General features: G+C 73.2%; 13 protein-coding genes. All 13 read right to left on the bottom strand.

Going from position 1 to position 16,099, the window contains the following annotated elements; translation table 11 throughout:
- Positions 1 to 216 precede the first annotated feature (216 nt).
- Positions 217 to 1,344 (bottom strand): FAD-dependent monooxygenase, encoded by a 1,128-nt coding sequence (locus LWC35_RS21475; RefSeq protein WP_232871970.1) that lies wholly within the window; start codon positions 1,342 to 1,344, stop codon positions 217 to 219.
- Entirely contained in the window at positions 1,341 to 1,952 is a 612-nt protein-coding gene (locus LWC35_RS21470) for a flavodoxin family protein (RefSeq protein ID WP_232871969.1), read from the bottom strand. The genes LWC35_RS21475 and LWC35_RS21470 overlap by 4 nt, the downstream gene beginning before the upstream one ends.
- Positions 1,949 to 3,091, bottom strand: a complete 1,143-nt coding sequence (locus tag LWC35_RS21465) for an NADH:flavin oxidoreductase/NADH oxidase (protein ID WP_232871968.1) — start codon at positions 3,089 to 3,091, stop codon at positions 1,949 to 1,951. The genes LWC35_RS21470 and LWC35_RS21465 overlap by 4 nt, the downstream gene beginning before the upstream one ends.
- Positions 3,088 to 4,293 carry an acetyl-CoA C-acetyltransferase gene (locus LWC35_RS21460; protein WP_232871967.1) on the bottom strand — a complete coding sequence of 402 codons (1,206 nt, stop codon included), beginning with the start codon at positions 4,291 to 4,293 and terminating at the stop codon, positions 3,088 to 3,090. Before LWC35_RS21460 ends, LWC35_RS21465 begins: the two co-directional genes overlap by 4 nt.
- A 40-nt stretch (positions 4,294 to 4,333) precedes the next feature.
- Complete coding sequence (locus tag LWC35_RS21455; RefSeq protein WP_232871966.1) at positions 4,334 to 5,326, bottom strand: phosphotransferase family protein; 993 nt, start codon at positions 5,324 to 5,326, stop codon at positions 4,334 to 4,336.
- Positions 5,323 to 6,978: a (2,3-dihydroxybenzoyl)adenylate synthase gene (locus LWC35_RS21450; protein ID WP_232871965.1), complete on the bottom strand. Its 1,656-nt coding sequence runs from the start codon at positions 6,976 to 6,978 to the stop codon at positions 5,323 to 5,325. Before LWC35_RS21450 ends, LWC35_RS21455 begins: the two co-directional genes overlap by 4 nt.
- Complete coding sequence (locus LWC35_RS21445) at positions 6,968 to 9,268, bottom strand: hydantoinase B/oxoprolinase family protein (protein ID WP_232871964.1); 2,301 nt, start codon at positions 9,266 to 9,268, stop codon at positions 6,968 to 6,970. The genes LWC35_RS21450 and LWC35_RS21445 overlap by 11 nt, the downstream gene beginning before the upstream one ends.
- Positions 9,268 to 11,382 (bottom strand): hydantoinase/oxoprolinase family protein, encoded by a 2,115-nt coding sequence (locus LWC35_RS21440; protein WP_232871963.1) that lies wholly within the window; start codon positions 11,380 to 11,382, stop codon positions 9,268 to 9,270. Before LWC35_RS21440 ends, LWC35_RS21445 begins: the two co-directional genes overlap by 1 nt.
- Before the next feature lie 38 nt (positions 11,383 to 11,420).
- The gene (locus LWC35_RS21435) at positions 11,421 to 12,314 is read right to left on the bottom strand and encodes an enoyl-CoA hydratase (protein ID WP_232871962.1); all 894 of its coding nucleotides are present in this window, start codon (positions 12,312 to 12,314) and stop codon (positions 11,421 to 11,423) included.
- Complete coding sequence (locus LWC35_RS40415) at positions 12,311 to 13,600, bottom strand: acyl-CoA dehydrogenase family protein (RefSeq protein WP_232871961.1); 1,290 nt, start codon at positions 13,598 to 13,600, stop codon at positions 12,311 to 12,313. Before LWC35_RS40415 ends, LWC35_RS21435 begins: the two co-directional genes overlap by 4 nt.
- On the bottom strand, positions 13,597 to 14,436 hold the full coding sequence (locus LWC35_RS21425) for a CoA-transferase (protein WP_232871960.1): 840 nt from the start codon (positions 14,434 to 14,436) through the stop codon (positions 13,597 to 13,599). Before LWC35_RS21425 ends, LWC35_RS40415 begins: the two co-directional genes overlap by 4 nt.
- On the bottom strand, positions 14,433 to 15,230 hold the full coding sequence (locus LWC35_RS21420) for a CoA transferase subunit A (RefSeq protein WP_232871959.1): 798 nt from the start codon (positions 15,228 to 15,230) through the stop codon (positions 14,433 to 14,435). Before LWC35_RS21420 ends, LWC35_RS21425 begins: the two co-directional genes overlap by 4 nt.
- Positions 15,231 to 15,357: 127 nt before the next feature.
- Entirely contained in the window at positions 15,358 to 16,029 is a 672-nt protein-coding gene (locus LWC35_RS21415; RefSeq protein ID WP_232871958.1) for a TetR/AcrR family transcriptional regulator, read from the bottom strand.
- Between the last annotated feature and the right edge of the window lie 70 nt (positions 16,030 to 16,099).

Genomic DNA, 16,099 nt, shown 5'->3' with positions numbered 1-16,099 from the left:
GGTCACCTCCGCGTCCGCCCGCCGTGGTGCGGAGATAGTCGTCCTGCGCGGGGACGAGGGCCAGTACGCAGATGTACGACTTGTGCCCCGACGACAATCCTGGCCCGTGGTCGCGTTATGGAACCATAACGCGCAAAATCCGGGCCCATATCCGCGTTATGGTTCCATAATGCGGCCAGGGTGTGTCCTGTTCGGTCCCCGGCTCTGAACGGCGCCCTACCGGAGCTCCTCGTAGGCCCGCATCATCTCCGGGTTGTTGCGGCGGAACTCCTCGTAGCGCACCCGGCCGGTCCGCATGATGTACTCCAGCGTCATCGTGGTCAGGTCGCGGGGCGGGCGGCTCTGCAACCCCTCGTACCAGCCGATGCTGCGCAGCGCCGCGCGCTGGAAGGCCTCGGCGTTGCTCCGCCGGCTCTCCTCGTAGCCGCGCAGCCCGCGGGACACGTCCCACTCGGCAGCCTTCAGCGCGTCCACGAGGTAGACGGCGTCGCGCATTGCGAAGCGGGTGCCGGAGCCGAGTGAGGGATGGACCGTGTGCAGCGCGTCGCCGAGCAGGGTGACGTTCTCGTGGCTCCAGGATCCCGTGCAGCGCACGAACTTCGGCTGGAACCACAGCGACTTGTTCGTGTAGAGGGGGTGCCCGTCCAGCGAGCCGGCGAACATCGCCTCGCAGCGCCGGCGGGACTCGTCCTCGTCGAGGTTCTCGAACCCGCCGGAGCGGAAGACGCGCGGGGTCAGCTCGACCACGAAGTTGCTGCGGTCCGCGGAGTACTGGGAGGCGTGGCTGACCGCCACGCCCTCCGGGCGGCGCAGCACGATGATCGACGGGGCGGTGAAGAGCCGCGAGGTGCCGTACCAGGCGAACCAGTTGTTCCCGTAGCTGATCTCCGGCTTGAACACATCGGCGTAGATGTCCCGGACCCGGCTGTTCACGCCGTCCGCCCCCACGACGAGGTCCCAGCCGGCCAGCTCCGCGGCGTCCTCGAGCCGCTGCTCGAAAGCGAATGTCACGCCCTCGGCGCGGGCGCGGCGCTGCAGGGTCGCCAGCAGCTGGATCCGGCCGGTGCGGGAGAAGGTGGACGCCGTGACCCGCAGCGTCTCGCCGTCGAGGCCGACCTCCATCTGGTCGGTGACGTCGATGTCGGCGGCGAGGTCGTCCACCACGTCGGGCGCGGAGGGACGCAGGGCGTCGAGCGCGGAGTCGGTCAGCCCGATGCCCCACCCGTAGCTCGCGCCCTCGGGGTTCTGCTCGACGACGTGCACCGCCACGTCCGTCCGGGCGCGCTTGAGCAGGATGCCGAGGAACAGCCCGCCCGGCCCCCCGCCGACCACCAGGACCTTCATCGTGCCGTCCTCTCCACCTGCGGGGCCGTCGGCGAGACCGCGGGCCGGCGCTCCCAGCGCTGCGCGCACACCGCGACCCGCCGGCCCAGCGCCGCCGCCGTCGCCACGTCGCTGTCGGGGGTGCCCTCCAGGCCCAGGTCGGTGTCGGACTTCGCCATCGCGCCCGCGTACCCGCCGAGCCGGTTGAGGCTGTCGGGCGGCGCCGAGCCGGAGCCACCGCCGTCGGGGAGGCCCAGGCCCACCCACACCATCCCGTGCTGCATCGCGAACAGCATCAGCTGCACGAGCGTGCTCAGCTTGTCGCCGCTGTAGCCGCCGGAGTTGGTGAAGCCGGCGGCCAGCTTGTCCTTCCACCCCTGCCTCAGCCAGATCTCCGACGTGGCGTCGAGGAACGCCTTGAAGGGGGCCGAGGGACCGGCCATGTAGGTCGGGCAGCCCAGGACCAGGGCGTCGTAGGGGTCGAGCACGTTCGGGTCCCGGGCCGCGTCCTCGGCGAAGACCAGCCGCGCCGTGGTCCCCGGCACCGTGAGCGCGCCCTCACCGACCGCCCGCGCGAGCGTGGCGGTGTGCCCGAACCCGCTGTGGTAGACGATTCCTACGGATGTCATCGGTCGGCGTTCCTTCGTTCTCGGACCGGCCCGCTGCGGGGCCACGCGCCCTTGAGGTACTGCGTGGGGTACGGCGCCGCGTCCCGCGGTACGCCGAGCTCGGCGGCGGCGCGCAGCGGCCAGGCGGGCTCGCGCAGCGCGACCCGTCCGAACAGGACCACGTCGGCGGAGCCCTCGACGAGGATCTCCTCGGCCTGCGCGGGTTCGGTGATCATGCCGACCGCCGCCGTCGGCAGCCCGGAGAGCTTGCGGACCTCCCGGGCGAACCCGACCTGGTAGCCGGGGCCGACGGTGACCCGTTCCTGCGGCGCGACGACCCCTCCGGAGGAGACGTCGACGAGGTCGACGCCGAGCGGCCCGAGCCGGCGGGCGAGCTCCCCGGTCTCCTCCAGCGTCCAGCCGCCGCCGGCCCACTCGCTGCCGGAGAACCGGACGGACAGCGGTTTGCCCTCCGGCCAGGACGCGCGCACGGCGGCCACGACCTCCCGGAGGAACCGCGTGCGGTTCTCGAAGGAGCCGCCGAAGCCGTCGGTGCGGAAGTTGGACAGCGGGGAGAGGAACTGGTGGATCAGGTAGCCGTGGGCCCCGTGCAGCTCCAGCAGGTCGAAGCCGGCCCGGTCCGCCCGGGCGGCCGCGGCGCCGAAGGCCGCGACGACCGCGGCGATCCCGTCGTGGGTCAGCTCGTGCGGGACGTCGAGCCCGGGATACGCGACGGGGGAGGGGCCCACCGGGGTCCAGCCGCCCGCGGCCGCCGGGATGGTCCCGTCCCGCTCGAGCGCCATCGCGTAGGTCGACGCCTTACGGCCGGCATGGGCGAGCTGGATCCCGGCCGCCGCGCCCTGCCCGTGCACGAACGCGACGACCCGGGCCCATGCCTCGGCCTGGGCGTCGTTCCACAGTCCGGCGTCCTGCGGGCTGATCCGGCCGTCCGGGGTGACCGCCGTCCCCTCGGTCATGACCAGCCCGAACCCGCCCGCCGCCCGCCCGCCGAGGTGGACGAGGTGCCAGTCGGTGGGCACGCCGTCCCGCTCCGCGACGCTGTACTGGCACATGGGGGAGACCCACATCCGGTTGCGCACCGTCAGCTCGCGCAGCCGCAGCGGCGTGAACAGCAGCGGTGGTTCGGTGGCCGTCGTCATGTCAGCCGCTCCAGCAGCACGGCCATGCCCTGCCCGCCGCCGACGCACAGGGTGACCAGCCCGGTCTCCTTGTCGTGGTGGCGCAGCGAGTTCAGCATGGTGGCGGTCAGCCGGGCGCCCGTCATGCCGAACGGATGCCCGACGGCGATCGCCCCGCCGTTCACGTTCAGCTTCTCCGGGTCGATGCCCAGCTCCCGCTGCGAGGCCAGGACCTGCGCCGCGAAGGCCTCGTTGATCTCCACCAGGTCCACGTCGTCCAGGCTCATGCCCGCGGTGGCCAGCGCGTTGCGGGTGGCCTGCACCGGCCCGACGCCCATGATCTCCGGGCTCAGTCCGGACACACCGGTGGCGACGATCCGGGCGAGCGGGGTCAGGCCGCGCCGCTGCGCCTCGGCGTCGCTGGTGACGACGAGGGCGGCGGCGCCGTCGTTGAGCGGGCAGCAGTTGCCGGCGGTCACCGTCCCGTCGGGCCGGAAGACCGGTTGGAGCCCGGCGAGCTTCTCGGTCGTCACGCCCGCGCGCGGCCCGTCGTCCGCGCTCACGACGGTCCCCTCGGGCGTCGTGACGGGGCTGATCTCGGCCGCCCAGAAGCCGTCGGCGATCGCCTTCTCGGCCAGGTTCTGGCTGCGGCAGGCGAACTCGTCCTGGTCCGCGCGGCTCACCCCGTAGCGCTGCGCCACGTTCTCCGCGGTCTGGCCCATGGCGATGTAGATGTCCGGGAGCTCGCCGGCGCCGCGCGGGTCGGTCCAGGGGCCCGCCTGCTCGGCGCGGGCCCGGGCGGCGTCGAACAGCGGGTTGGTGGTGTCCGGCAGGAAGTCGCTGGAGCCCTTGTCGAAGCGGCTCACCGTCTCCACGCCGGCCGCCACGAACGCCGAACCCTCGCCGGCCCGGATCGCGTGGAACGCCATGCGCAGCGTCTGCAGGCTGGAGGCGCAGTAGCGGGTCACGGTGGTGCCCGGCACGGAGTCGAGCCCGAGCAGGACGGCGACGACCCGCGCCATGTTGTAGCCCTGCTCGCCGCCGGGGCAGCCGCACCCGAGCATCAGGTCGTCGAGCCGGTCCGGTTCGAGGGCGGGCACCTTGTCGAGAGCGGCGCGGACCATCGCCGCGGCGAGGTCGTCGGGCCGCATCCCGGCGAGCGATCCCTTGCCGGCGCGGCCGATGGGGGACCGGGCGGCCGCGACGATCACGGCGTCGGGCATGGGTGTCTCCTCGTGGTCGCGGAGGATGGTCGGAGGGGGCTCACAGATGGTTCAGGGCGGCGACGGCGAGGAGCTCGGCCTCGGTGTCCAGCCGGTCGACGTCCACGGGGGACCCTGCGCCGGCCCCGCTGCGGTACCGGTCGCGCACGCCCAGCGTGATCGCCGCGAGCCGCCAGGCCGCGAAGCCCCGGTAGTAGCCGAGCCTGCCGAGGTCGGCGCCGGTGCCGGCGGCGTAGCGCTGGGCCAGCTCGGCGGCGGTCGGGAAGCCCTCGAGCTCGCTGCCGCCGGGGAGGAAGCCCAGCTCGGGTCCGGGCTGCCAGTACAGGAGCAGCCAGCCGAGATCGGTCAGCGGGTCGCCCCGGGTGGAGAGCTCCCAGTCCAGGACGGCGCGGATCTCCCCGGTCCCCGTGACGATCACGTTGTCCAGCCGGAAGTCCCCGTGCAGCAGGGCCGTCGAGGACGCGGGAAGGCCGGCCCGCAGCGCCCGGTGACCCTCGCGCAGGAGCTCCGCGGTCTTCTCCGCGCCGGTGATCGCCCCGGACCAGCGGCGCAGCTGCCGGGCGAGGTACCCGTCGGGCCGGCCCAGGTCGTCGAGCCCGACCGCGGCGGGATCGGTCCGGTGCAGCGCGACGAGCTGGTCCACCAGCGCGAACCCGAGGCTGCGCCGGGCCCGCGGGTCGAGGGTCGCGGCCGCGGCGGTGTCCCGCAGGACGTCGCCGTCCACGAACTCGGTGACGAGGAAGGGGGCGCCGATCGGATCGGGGTCCTCGCACAGCGCGAGCGGGGCCGGGACACCGACCGCGGAGCCGTGCAGCGCGGACAGGATGCGGTGCTCGCGGGCCATGTCGTGCGCGCCGGCGACCTCCACCTTCGCCGGGGGCCTGCGCACCGCGACGCGCCGGCCCGCGCCGTCCGTGACGCGGTAGGTGAGGTTGGACCGGCCGCCGGCGACCAGCTCCGCGGTGAACGGCGGCTCGAAGCCCAGGCGACCGTGCAGCCAGGGTCCGAGCCGATCGACGGGCAGGGTGGTCATCCGCGCTCCCTCGCCAGGATCGCCGCGATGTCCTCCCGCAGGGCCTTCTTGGCGACCTTCCGGACGTTCGTCACCGGCAGCGCGTCCCGGACCTCTACGCGCTCGGGCAGCTTGAACTTCGCCAGCCCCAGCCCGAGCAGGAACTCCGCCAGGTCGGGCACCGTCGGGGCCGCCGCCCCGGCCCGGGGCACGACGTAGGCGCAGAGCCGTTCGCCCAGCTCCGGGTCCGGCATGCCGACCACGGCCACCTCGGCGACGGCGGGGTGGGTGACCAGCAGCCGCTCGATCTCGTCGGCGTGGATCTTCTCGCCGCCGCGGTTGACGTTGTCCTTGATCCGCCCCTCGATCGAGTAGAACGTCGTGCCGTCGACGTCGTGGGCGCGGGCGAGGTCGCCGGTGCGGTAGTAGCCGTCCTCGGTGAAGGCGCGGGCGTCGTGCTCCGGCGCGGCGTAGAAGCCGGGGATCGTGTACGGGCCGCGGCAGATCAGCTCGCCGACCTCGCCGGGGGCGACGTCCTGGAGCTCGTCGTCCACGATCCGGACCTCGTCCAGGGGGTGGATCGGGGTGCCGACGGTGGTCAGCCGGGCCTCGTACGGGGCGTCCCACGGGGTGCACATGATCAGTCCCTCGCCCATGCCGAACACCCCGATCGCCCGGATGCCCAGCTCCGACTCCAGGCGCGCCGCGTACTCGGGCGTCTGCGGCCCGACACTGAAGCGCCGCAACGTCCGCAGCGCACCGGCGTCGGCCTCCGGCGACTCGAGCAGCCGGTAGGCGACGGTCGCGTTCGCCACCATGTCGGTGGCGCCCTCCCGCTCGATCGTCCGGGCGATCGTGGCCGCGTCCGCGCCCGGGGCGAGGACGAGCGTGCCGCCGGCGAGCATGGCCGGCAGCACGCTGAGCGCGACCCCCGCGTTGTGCACGACGGGCAGGGCGTGGATCGAGACGACGTGCTCGTCCCAGCCCCAGCGCTCCACCCAGGCCCGGGCGTTGCAGAGGTAGTCGCAGTGCACCCGGGGGATCAGCTTCGGGGTGCCCGTCGTGCCGCCGGAGAGCTGCAGCACGGCGAGGCCCTCGGGATCGGGCCGGGGGAGGGCCCGCTCGACCGGTCCGTCGAGCAGGTCCTCCAGCGCGAGGCCCCCGGGCACCCGCCCGCGGACGGTCAGGACGCGGGTGCCGTGGGTGTCGCGGAGCCGGGCGGCCGCCGCGGGCAGGTCCGACCGCGCCCAGTCCGCCTGCACGAGGTGGGCGCGGGCGCCGGAGATCGTGCAGAGATCGGCGATGTCGCGCTCCCCGTGCTGGGGCAGTGCGCAGACGGGCACCAGGCCCGCCCGCACCAGACCGTAGAACGCGACGATGGTCTCGACGACGTTGGCCGACTGCACGACCACGACGTCGCCCGGGACGAAGCCGTGGTCGAGCAGGCCCAGCGCCACCGCGGTGGCCGAGCGGTCGAGCTCGGCGTAGGTCAGCCGCCGCTCGGCGTCCACCACCGCGGTCCGGTCCGGGAACCGGACCGCGGTGGAGGCCAGCTCGGCACCGATCGAGGTGTCCGTCCAGGCACCGGCCGACCGGTAGCGAGCCGCCCGGTCGGCCGGCCACGCCGGGAAGGGTCGTTCGGCCCGCGGGACCGCGGGAACCTCAGTGGGCATGGGAGTGCTGCCCCGCGAACGTGTCGGCCGGCAGGGGGTGGTCGGCGGGCACGACCTGGCTGAGCAGGGCGGTCGCGCAGCCCGGGCACAGCACCTGGCGGAACACCACCGGTTCGTCGACATAGGTCGACGGGTCCGCCCACACGTGCGGGCCGGCGCCCGAGGGTGCCGTCTCGACGCGCGGCAGCGCGGCCAGATAGGCCTCGCCGAACGTGCCCAGGCCGGTGCCGCAGTGCCGGCAGCGGACGGTCGCGCCGTCGAGCACCTGGTTCGCGTCGAGCTCTGCACCCTCCACGGTGGACGCCGCGCTCGCGGCGGCCCCGGTGATCCCCGCCGCGCTGCGCCGCTCGGCACGCGCCGCCTCGCGACGGGCCTCGGTCGCCGCGGCGTCGACCTCGCCGTCCGCGGTCAGGACCACCCCGTAGACGTCGGCCGCCGCCTGCGCGGACACCTTGGCCTCGATCACGTCCTCGGCCACGGCCGCCGGGTCCCGGCGCAGCGGGTCGCCGTAGCCGCCGCCGCTCTGCCAGTGCACGAAGATCGCGTCCCCGAGCCCGATCCCGGTCTCGACCTCGCCGCCCATGATGTCGCGGGTGCCGCCGACCTCCTCGAGGCTGCGCGGGACGCGGCCCGCGGCGAGCAGGTTCCACGCGTCCGCGCCGCGCAGCACCATGTCGAGCTGCGTGTTGCCGGGGTAGCCGCCGGCCAGGCCGGCGTTCATGGTGGTGGCCTTGCCGGAACCGGAGAACACGCCGCCGAGCGGGGCCGGCGTGTCGTGCGGGACGATGCACACCGAGCCGGACACGCCGCCGCGCTGCGTGCCGGGGCCGCCCGAGTCCGTCTCCTCGCGCCGCCACAGCAGCAGGACCGGGGAGGTGAACTCGGTCATCTCGGCGTCGGGCGCGCGCCCCATCGGGATGACGAACATGCCGCCGGTGTCCACACCGTCCCGGTCGACGCCGGCGCCGTAGCCGTCGGCCATCGTGTCCATCACCAGCGAGACGAACGGGTACTGCCGCTGGTCGACGCCGGCGAGCGCGACCATGTCGAAGGTCCCGCCGCACACCGACTGCACGGACTTGCGGGAGGCCGGGCGCGCGTCGAGCATCTTGGCCAGGCACTCGTTGACGAGGTTGCCGGCGGCCCACGCCGGGCCGACCGGGCCCTTGCCGACGGCGGCCGGGAAGGACGCGTTGATCATCGTCCCTTCGTCCGCGATGATGTCGAAGCAGCGCATCAGCCCGCCGCCGGCCCACGGGATGTCTCCGGCGAGCACGGGGAGCAGCGCGGACATGATCCCGGCCCGGACGCCGGAGTACGGGCAGTTGATCATGCCGGTCTGGTCGGCGGTGCCGCGGAAGTCGAAGGTCAGCGTGTCGCCGGTCTTCGTCATGGCCAGCACGATCTTGTACAGGCCGCGGTCGCCCTGCCCCGAGTGCTCCTGGTAGCCCTGGGCGTGCCAGGTGCCGTCGGGCAGCTCGCGCAGCTTGGCGCGCAGCCGCTGCTCGGCGTCGTCCATGATCCGCTTCATCACGGCCTTGACGGTGTCCGCGCCGTAGGTCTCCAGCAGCCGGCGAAGCCGGGTCTGGGCGGTGATGTTCGCGCCCACCTTGGCCCGCAGGTCCAGTGAGAGCAGCATCGGGGTCCGGGAGCGGCGCGTCCACATCTCCGCGACGTCGCGCTGCAGCACGTTGTTCCGCACGACCTTGATCGGCGGCGTGGGCAGCGACTCCCAGAACACGTCCTGGGCGCGCGGGGTCCACGAGCCGGGCGCGACCCCGCCCACGTCGAGCTGGTGGGCCACGGCCGAGGACCAGCCGAAGAGCTGCCCCTCGAAGAAGAACGGCGCGTACACGGTGGCGTCGTTCTGGTGCAGACCCCCGCCGACCCACGGGTCGTTGCAGAGGAACATGTCGCCCTCTTCGATGCCCGGGTTCTCGGCGCGGTTCTGCAGCGTCCAGTACACGGCGAGGTCGAGGGAGGCGGCGAGGAAGGTGTTGTAGAGGCCGATCTGCACCTCCTGGCCCACCTCGTCGCACAGGGCGAAGTCGAAGTCGTTGGCCTCGGTGACCACGACCGAGCCCGACATCCGCTTGAGCGTCTCGCCCATCTCGTCGGTGACGGACCAGAGGCGGTGCCGGATGACCTCGTAGGTGAGCGGGTCCAGGTTGTCGACCGCGTCTTGGCCCACGGTGTGCAGGCGCAGGCTCGAGGGCACGCCGGCGCGCAGGACGTCGGGATCGACGGGGCGGCTGTTGAAGATCTCGGAGCCGGGAACCGGGTGGGTCATCAGGCCTCCTCGGTGGTGTGGGTCAGGACGAGGTTGCCGAAGCGGTCGATCTCGGCTGTGTCCTGGTGCGACACGGCGACCGTGGTCGTGGGCACCTCGACGATCGCGGGGCCGGTGAACCGGTGGCCCGGGCGCAGCCTGCGGTAGTCGTAGACGGGGGTGTCCTCGAAGCCGCGCCGGGGATCGAGCAGGGCGCGGCGGGTGCCGGTGAGGGCCGCCTCGACCGGCGCGCCGTCGGCCGGGTCGGCGTCGGGCAGGGTGACCGTCGAGGGCAGCACGCCGGTGGCGTGGACGCGGTAGGTGATGAACTGGAACCCGGCGGCGGAGAAGCCGGTGCCCTCGCCGAAGGTCCGCGCGTACCGGGTCTCGAAGTTCGCGATCACGTCGGCGAGGTCGGCGTCGGTCAGGGTGCCCGACGGGACCGGGGTCGGCAGCTCGGCGAGCTGCATCGTGTACCGGACGTCGACCTCGCGGCGGAGCCCGATGTCCACCAGGTCCACGCCCTGACGCTCCAGGGCGGTCCGTGCCTCGGCCTCGAGGTCCTCGAAGGTCTTGGTCACGGCCAGCGCGGGCACCGGGAACGTCCCGGGCTCGGAGACCTCCTTGACCACGCCGACGTTGCTGGCCGCGAGGCCGTAGGCGGAGAACGCGGCGGCCGAGGGGCCGAGCGGGACGACGGTGGACTGCACGCCCAGCTCCGCGCCGTAGGCGAAGCAGTGCACCGGCCCGGCCCCGCCGAAGGCGTACATCACGAAGTCGCGGGGGTCCTCCCCGGACTCCACGACGACCTTGCGGACCAGGTCGGAGGTCTGTGCGTTCTGCACCGCGAAGACCGCGGCGGCGGCCGCCTCCACGTCGAGCCCCAGCGGGTCCGCGACGTGCTCCTTGATCGCCGCCCGGGCCCGCTCCAGGGACAGTTTCTTGCGCCCGCCCAGGAAGTTGTCCGGGTTGAGGATGCCGAGCACGAGGTCGGCGTCGGTGACCGTCGGCTCGGTGCCGCCCTGGTCGTAGCAGGCGGGGCCGGGGACGGCCTGGGCGCTGCGCGGGCCGACCCGCAGGTTGCCGCCCGCATCGAGGTGCGCGATCGCGCCGCCGCCGGAGCCGATGGCCTGCACCTTCAGCATCGGGACGTCGATGATGTGCTGGTTGATCACCGTGGTGGTGGTCTGCAGCGGCGCACCGTCCACGACGAGGCCGACGAGGAACGTCGTCCCGCCGACGTCCGTGCAGATCACGTTGCGGTGCCCCAGCTGTTCGGCGAGCCGCGTCGCGCCGGTCACGCCGCCGGAGAGGACCGAGCCGACCGTGGTGATCGCGGTCTTCGGCGCCTCCTGCGCGGCGAGGGTGCCGCCGGTGCCCTGCATGACGAGCAGCGGACCGCGCAGGCCGTGGCCCCGCAGCCGGTCCGTGAGCGGCTCCAGGTAGCGCGACAGCGTCGGCCCGACCTGGGTGCTCATGATCGTGGTGGCGTTGCGGGAGAACTCGCGGATGCGGGGGGAGAGCTCGCTGGACAGGGTGACGTACATGCCCGGCGCCTGCTCGTGCACGAGCTCGCGCAGCCGCCGCTCGTGCGCGGGGTTGCGGAAGGACCAGAGCGTGGACACCGCGATGGCCTCGACGTCTTCGGCCAGCAGCTCGCGGATCGCCTGGCGGGCGTGGTCCTCGTCGAGCGGCACGATGACGGAGCCCTTGTAGTCGATCCGCTCGATCACCTCCTTCGCCCGCCGCTTGGGGACGAGCGGGGCGGGCTTGCGGGTGGCGAGGATGTCCTGCACCTGCTCCGGGCCCTGGCCGGCGTAGCGGCCGACCACGTTCATGATGGAGATCGAGTCCCGGTGCCCGACGGTCGTCAGCCAGCCGACGCGGCCGACGTCGCCGATCACCAGCGCGTTCAGCGTCGAGGTGGTGCCGTGGGCGATGTAGGACGTCTCCGAGAGCAGGCCGTGGAGGTCCGTGCCGATGCGCCCGGCCAGGTCCTCCAGGACGGTGACGACGCCCTCGGCGTAGTCCGGCGGGGTCGACGGGGTCTTCGTCGAGATCATGGTGCCGTCGTCGCGGGCCGCGACGGCGTCGGTGAACGTGCCCCCGACGTCGATTCCGATCACATAGGACATGGCTGGCACCTCTCCGCGACGCTGCGCACTCAGGGGGGTCATGATCCGGCTGCCCCGCGGTCGGCGCGCCGCTTCGCGCGCACCTCGTCGCCGGGCTCGGCGGCGGGGAAGGTCTCCTGGAGGGCCGGGGGGATGCCGGCCGGGTCCAGGCAGATCCCGTACCGCTCCAGATTGTGCGTGTGGGCGAGCTGGTGCAGGGAGAACGCCGCTCGGATCGCGGACGGCTGGCCCTGGACGTCGACGGCCTGGTTGACCGCCTCCTTGGTGAGCCGCAGGGCGAACATCGGCTTGGCGGCGATCCGCCGGGCCAGGTCCAGCGTGTACCCGGTCAGCTCCGCGCGCGGGACGACCTGGTTGACCATCCCGAGCCGGTGCGCCTCCTCGGCGCTCCACGAGTCCGCCGTGAACAGCAGCTCCTTGGCCTTGCGCGGCCCGAGCTCCCAGGGGTGCGCGAACCATTCGACCCCGCACACCCCCATCGCGACGACGGGATCGGCGAAGATCGCGTCGTCCGCAGCCACGATCAGGTCGCAGACCCAGGCGAGCATCAGCCCACCGCCGATCGCGCGGCCGTGCACCGCGGCGATCGTGGGTTTGGGGATGTTGCGCCAGCGGGCGCACATCTCCAGATAGATCTCCTCCTCCCGGGCGACCCAGCCCTCGGCGCCGGGCTCGCCGTAGCCGCCCCAGGTGCCGACCTGGTCGAACTCCGGGTGCCAGACGACGTCGCGCAGGTCGTGGCCGGCGGAGAAGTGCGGGCCGTCGGCGGCCAGCACGATCACCTTGACGGCGTCGTCCCGGGCGGCCTGCTCGAAGGCCGAGTTGAGCTCGTAGGTCATCCGGACGTCCTGCGCATTGCGCTTCTCCGGCCGGGCGAGGGTGATCACGGCGATCCCCGGTTCCGGGGTCTCGTAGCGCACGGTGCTGCTCATCGAGTTCCTTTCAGGTTCGCGCCGAGCCCGAACAGGACCCGGGCCGTGTGCCGCATCGTGGGCAGGTGCTCGGTGGGAACTCCGTCGGCGGGAGGTTTGCGGTCACGGAGCAGCAGCCGCGCGGCGCTCTGCCGGTGGACCTCGTCAGGGCCGTCGTAGATCCGGGCGGCGCGGGCGCGCCGGTACATCGACTCCAGCGGCAGGTCGGCGGAGAACCCGAGCGAGCCGTGGGCCTGCACCGCCCGGTCCACGACGTCGTGCAGCACTTTCGCCCCGTGGAACTTGATCAGGGCGATGTCGGCCCTGGCCGCCTTCGCTCCCAGGGTGTCGATCTTCCAGGCGGCGTGCAGGGTGAGCAGTCGTGCGGCGGCGATGTCCGCCGCCGAGTCGGCGATCCAGTTCTGGATCGTCTGCTTGTCCGCGAGCACCGAGCCGTGGGTGAACCGGTAGGTCGCGCGCTCGCAGAGCATGTCCAGCGCGCGCTGGGCCTGGCCGATCCAGCGCATGCAGTGGTGCAGCCGCGCCGGCCCGAGCCGCTCCTGCATCATCGCGAACCCGCGGCCCGGCTCGCCGAGCACGGCGCCGGCCGGGAGCCGGACGTCGGTGAACACCACCTCGCAGTGGTTCTCGATCTGCGCGGGCCGCGGGTGCGGGTTCTCCATCGTCGCGATGTCCCGGCGGATCTCGACGCCCGGGGTGTCCCGGTCGACGATCACCACGGTCGCCCGGTCCCGCGGAGCAGCCTCGGGATCCGACACCGCCATCACCAGGAGGAAGTCGGCGAGCGAGGCGTTGGTGGCGAACCACTTGTGCCCGTTCAGAATCCAGCTGTCCCCGTCGGGGACCAGCCGGGTGGTGAGCAGGGTCGGGTCCGCCCCGGCGCCCGGCTCGGTCATCGCGACGGCCGAGCGGACCGTGCCCGCGAGCAACGGCTCGAAGTACCGCGAGCGCTGCTGCGGGGTGCTGTGGGCGGCGAGCAGCTCCAGGTTGCCGGAGTCGGGCGGGGCCGTCCCGAACAGCAGTGGTCCGACGCGCGACCGGCCGACGATCTCGTTCATCAGCGCCAGCCGCAGCTGGCCCCGCCCGGTGCCGCCGTGTGCCTCGTCGAGGTGCGCCGCCCACAGCCCGCGCTCCTTGACCTGCGCGATCAGCGGCGCGGCGACCCGGTCGAACTCCTCCCGCGGCAGGTCGAGCGCCTCCAGCGGCACGGCCTGGGTGTCGATGAACTCCCGGATCCACGCGAGCTCCCGCTCGGTCTCCGGGTCGGTGCTGAAGTCCCAGCTCACGGCAGCAGCTCCCGCTCACGCTCGGCCAGCTCGGCCAGCAGGCCGGGCGGGGGCTTCGGGCTGTCGAGACGGCGCACCCCGAGCGGGTCGAGGCGTTCGCGGATCCAGTACAGCTCCTCCTCCGACGGCGGTCTCGTGGTCGGGACCGCCCCGTCCGGGGGCAGCAGCGCGAAGCCCGTGGCCTGCTGCACGTCGTCGAAGGTGACGCCGGGGTGCAGCGACCGGACGGACATGCCGGCGCCGGTGCGGTCGAAGTCGAAGACCCCGAGATCGGTCACCAGCATCCGCGGTACACCGAGGGTGAGCCCGAGCCGGTCGCGATCGGGGCCGAACCCCAGCCCGCACCGGAAGTCGACCTTCTCGACGAGCGCGCGCGGCGAGTGCCGGCGCACGTGGAAGGTCATCTCGGCGAGCCGCACCATGTCGTCCGGGATGCCGCGGGAGCCGATCATCGCGACCTTGGGCCTGCGCCAGTCGCCGAGCACCGAGATGTTGCAGGAGCCGGTGCGGTCCACCTGGACCGGGCCCATCGTGATCGCGTACTTCCCCGCGGAGATGAAGTCGAACGCCTCGGTCCAGTCCGAACCGCGGGCCGCCGTCGGCGAGGTGACCCACTCGTCGTTGAGCACCTTCGGAGTGGGGGCGCAGTCGAAGCCCGCCATGCTCCCGCCGGCCATGAGAACGATCTCGGGGGCGTAGAGGGCCTTCGCCAGGCGGGCGGCGATGTCCCCGCAGACGGTGGCGCTCACGGCGATCACCTCGCCGCGGTAGATGTCGGCGAGGACCGTGATCACCTGCTCCTCGACGGTGAACTCCGGGTCGACCGCACTGCTCATGCGGGGGCTCCCTTCGCGGCGTAGGCGCGGACCCACTCCCGGTCGGCGCAGTGCGCCACGTAGTCCCCGGCCTGCGCGTAGTCCAGCGGGTGGTCGGGGTAGAGCGCCGTGAACCCGGCCCCGCCGGGCACCTCGGCGACCGCGGACACCCAGAGGCGGGAGATCGTGGTCTCGCGCTCGGACATGCCTTCGAGCCGGTCGACCACCCGCTCCGCCGTGACGTACACCGTCCGGGCCGCGCGGGCGAGCTGGGCGTCGAGGAAGCCGTCGCCGGTGATCCGCACGTTGCCGAGCGTGTCCACCTCGTTGGCGTGCAGGAACAGCACGTCCGGGCGGATCGCGGGCACCGCCGTCAGCTCCTCGCCGGTGAGCGGGCAGGGGAAGCGGCGGAACGGGATCCCGGGCAGCTCCATCAGGTCCACGCCCAGCCCGCTGCGGGTCGGGGCGAACGGCACCCGGCGCGTCGCGGCCTCGACCCCGGCGATGTACATCGCCTCGGTCCACTCGACGGCGGGGAGGCCGGCCTTCTCCCGGGCGTGCCGGAAGTTGGGGGACAGGCCGAGCGCGTCGAGGCCGACGTAGGCGTAGTCGAGCTGTTCCACGGCGCCCGCGCCGAGCAGGAGGTCGACCTCCGGGCCGGCGAGGAAGACCGACAGCCGGACGGGCGTCTCGCGGGCGGCGAGTGCGGCCGCCGCGGCCATCGGCTTGCGGACCATCCCGCCGCCCCCGAAGGAGACGAGACCGTGCGGCGGGACCGCGGCGACCATCGCGTCGAGCGAGGAGACCTTCTTCATCGCACCTCCGACTCTGGAGTTGCAAATACAACTGTCGAGTCGGAAACGTAGAGAGCCGGGTCACTCCTGTCAAGGCACGAGAACGGCCGCCACCTGCTCGAGGTGACGGCCGTCGGGGCGAGCGGGCTCAGGACCGGAGGTGTTTCTCCAGGTAGATGAGGTCCGCGCGGATCGTGGCGAGGGCGGCCGCCGGGCTCGACCGACCCTCCGGACGGGCGACGGAGCGGACGGCCATCTCGGCGAGCTGGTCGGCGAGGGCCTGCGGATCGGCGTCCGGCGCGTCGGGCCGGTACCACCAGGCGACCCAGTTGCAGGAGCCGACGATGGACAGGGCCGCGGTGCGCTCGTCGACCGGCCAGAACTCGCCGCGGGTCACACCGTCGGCGATGATCGCCCGCATGTGGGCGAGGATCGTGCGCTTCGCGGACTCGTGCCGGTCCCGGAAGGTCCCGGGCAGCAGGTGCTCGGAGCGGTCGAGCAGGCGGAACCGGGCCGGGTGCTCGCACACCCGCAGCGCGACCGAGCGCACCGACCGGGCCAGCCGGTCCGCGGCGCTGCCCTCGTCGGCCTCCAGCTCGGCGAGCTCGGCGGCGGCGGTCTCGGTGAGACCGGCCACGAGCATGCCCAGCAGCTCGTCCTTGCTCTTGATGTAGTTGTACAACGACGGTCGGGTGATGCCGACAGCCTCGGCGATCTCCTGCAGCGTCGTGCCCTCGTAGCCGCGCTCAGCGAAGAGGCCGGCCGCCCTGTCGAGCAGCTCGTTCTCCATCAGGCGACGTCGCGAGCCGGTTCCTGCCACGGCGACCCTGTCCTCTCTCCTCGGCCGCGGGCGACCCCGTCCGCCCGCGCTCCACGCTAGCCGGGGGGCG

The sequence above is a fragment of the Pseudonocardia kujensis genome, from assembly GCF_021283305.1.
Classification (GTDB): Bacteria; Actinomycetota; Actinomycetes; order Mycobacteriales; family Pseudonocardiaceae; genus Pseudonocardia; species Pseudonocardia kujensis.
Note: the sequence above shows the minus strand (reverse complement) of the source record. Positions and strands in the feature narration are given on the sequence as shown.

Excerpts from the sequence above, each read along its gene's own strand:
- LWC35_RS21420 (WP_232871959.1), bottom strand. The coding sequence starts at position 15,230 with ATGAAGAAGGTCTCCTCGCTCGACGCGATGGTCGCCGCGGTCCCGCCG.
- LWC35_RS21470 (WP_232871969.1), bottom strand. The coding sequence starts at position 1,952 with ATGACATCCGTAGGAATCGTCTACCACAGCGGGTTCGGGCACACCGCC.
- LWC35_RS21440 (WP_232871963.1), bottom strand. The coding sequence starts at position 11,382 with ATGTCCTATGTGATCGGAATCGACGTCGGGGGCACGTTCACCGACGCC.
- LWC35_RS21475 (WP_232871970.1), bottom strand. The coding sequence starts at position 1,344 with ATGAAGGTCCTGGTGGTCGGCGGGGGGCCGGGCGGGCTGTTCCTCGGC.
- LWC35_RS21460 (WP_232871967.1), bottom strand. The coding sequence starts at position 4,293 with ATGCCCGACGCCGTGATCGTCGCGGCCGCCCGGTCCCCCATCGGCCGC.
- LWC35_RS21465 (WP_232871968.1), bottom strand. The coding sequence starts at position 3,091 with ATGACGACGGCCACCGAACCACCGCTGCTGTTCACGCCGCTGCGGCTG.
- LWC35_RS21425 (WP_232871960.1), bottom strand. The coding sequence starts at position 14,436 with ATGAGCAGTGCGGTCGACCCGGAGTTCACCGTCGAGGAGCAGGTGATC.
- LWC35_RS21435 (WP_232871962.1), bottom strand. The coding sequence starts at position 12,314 with ATGAGCAGCACCGTGCGCTACGAGACCCCGGAACCGGGGATCGCCGTG.
- LWC35_RS21455 (WP_232871966.1), bottom strand. The coding sequence starts at position 5,326 with ATGACCACCCTGCCCGTCGATCGGCTCGGACCCTGGCTGCACGGTCGC.
- LWC35_RS21445 (WP_232871964.1), bottom strand. The coding sequence starts at position 9,268 with ATGACCCACCCGGTTCCCGGCTCCGAGATCTTCAACAGCCGCCCCGTC.
- LWC35_RS21450 (WP_232871965.1), bottom strand. The coding sequence starts at position 6,978 with ATGCCCACTGAGGTTCCCGCGGTCCCGCGGGCCGAACGACCCTTCCCG.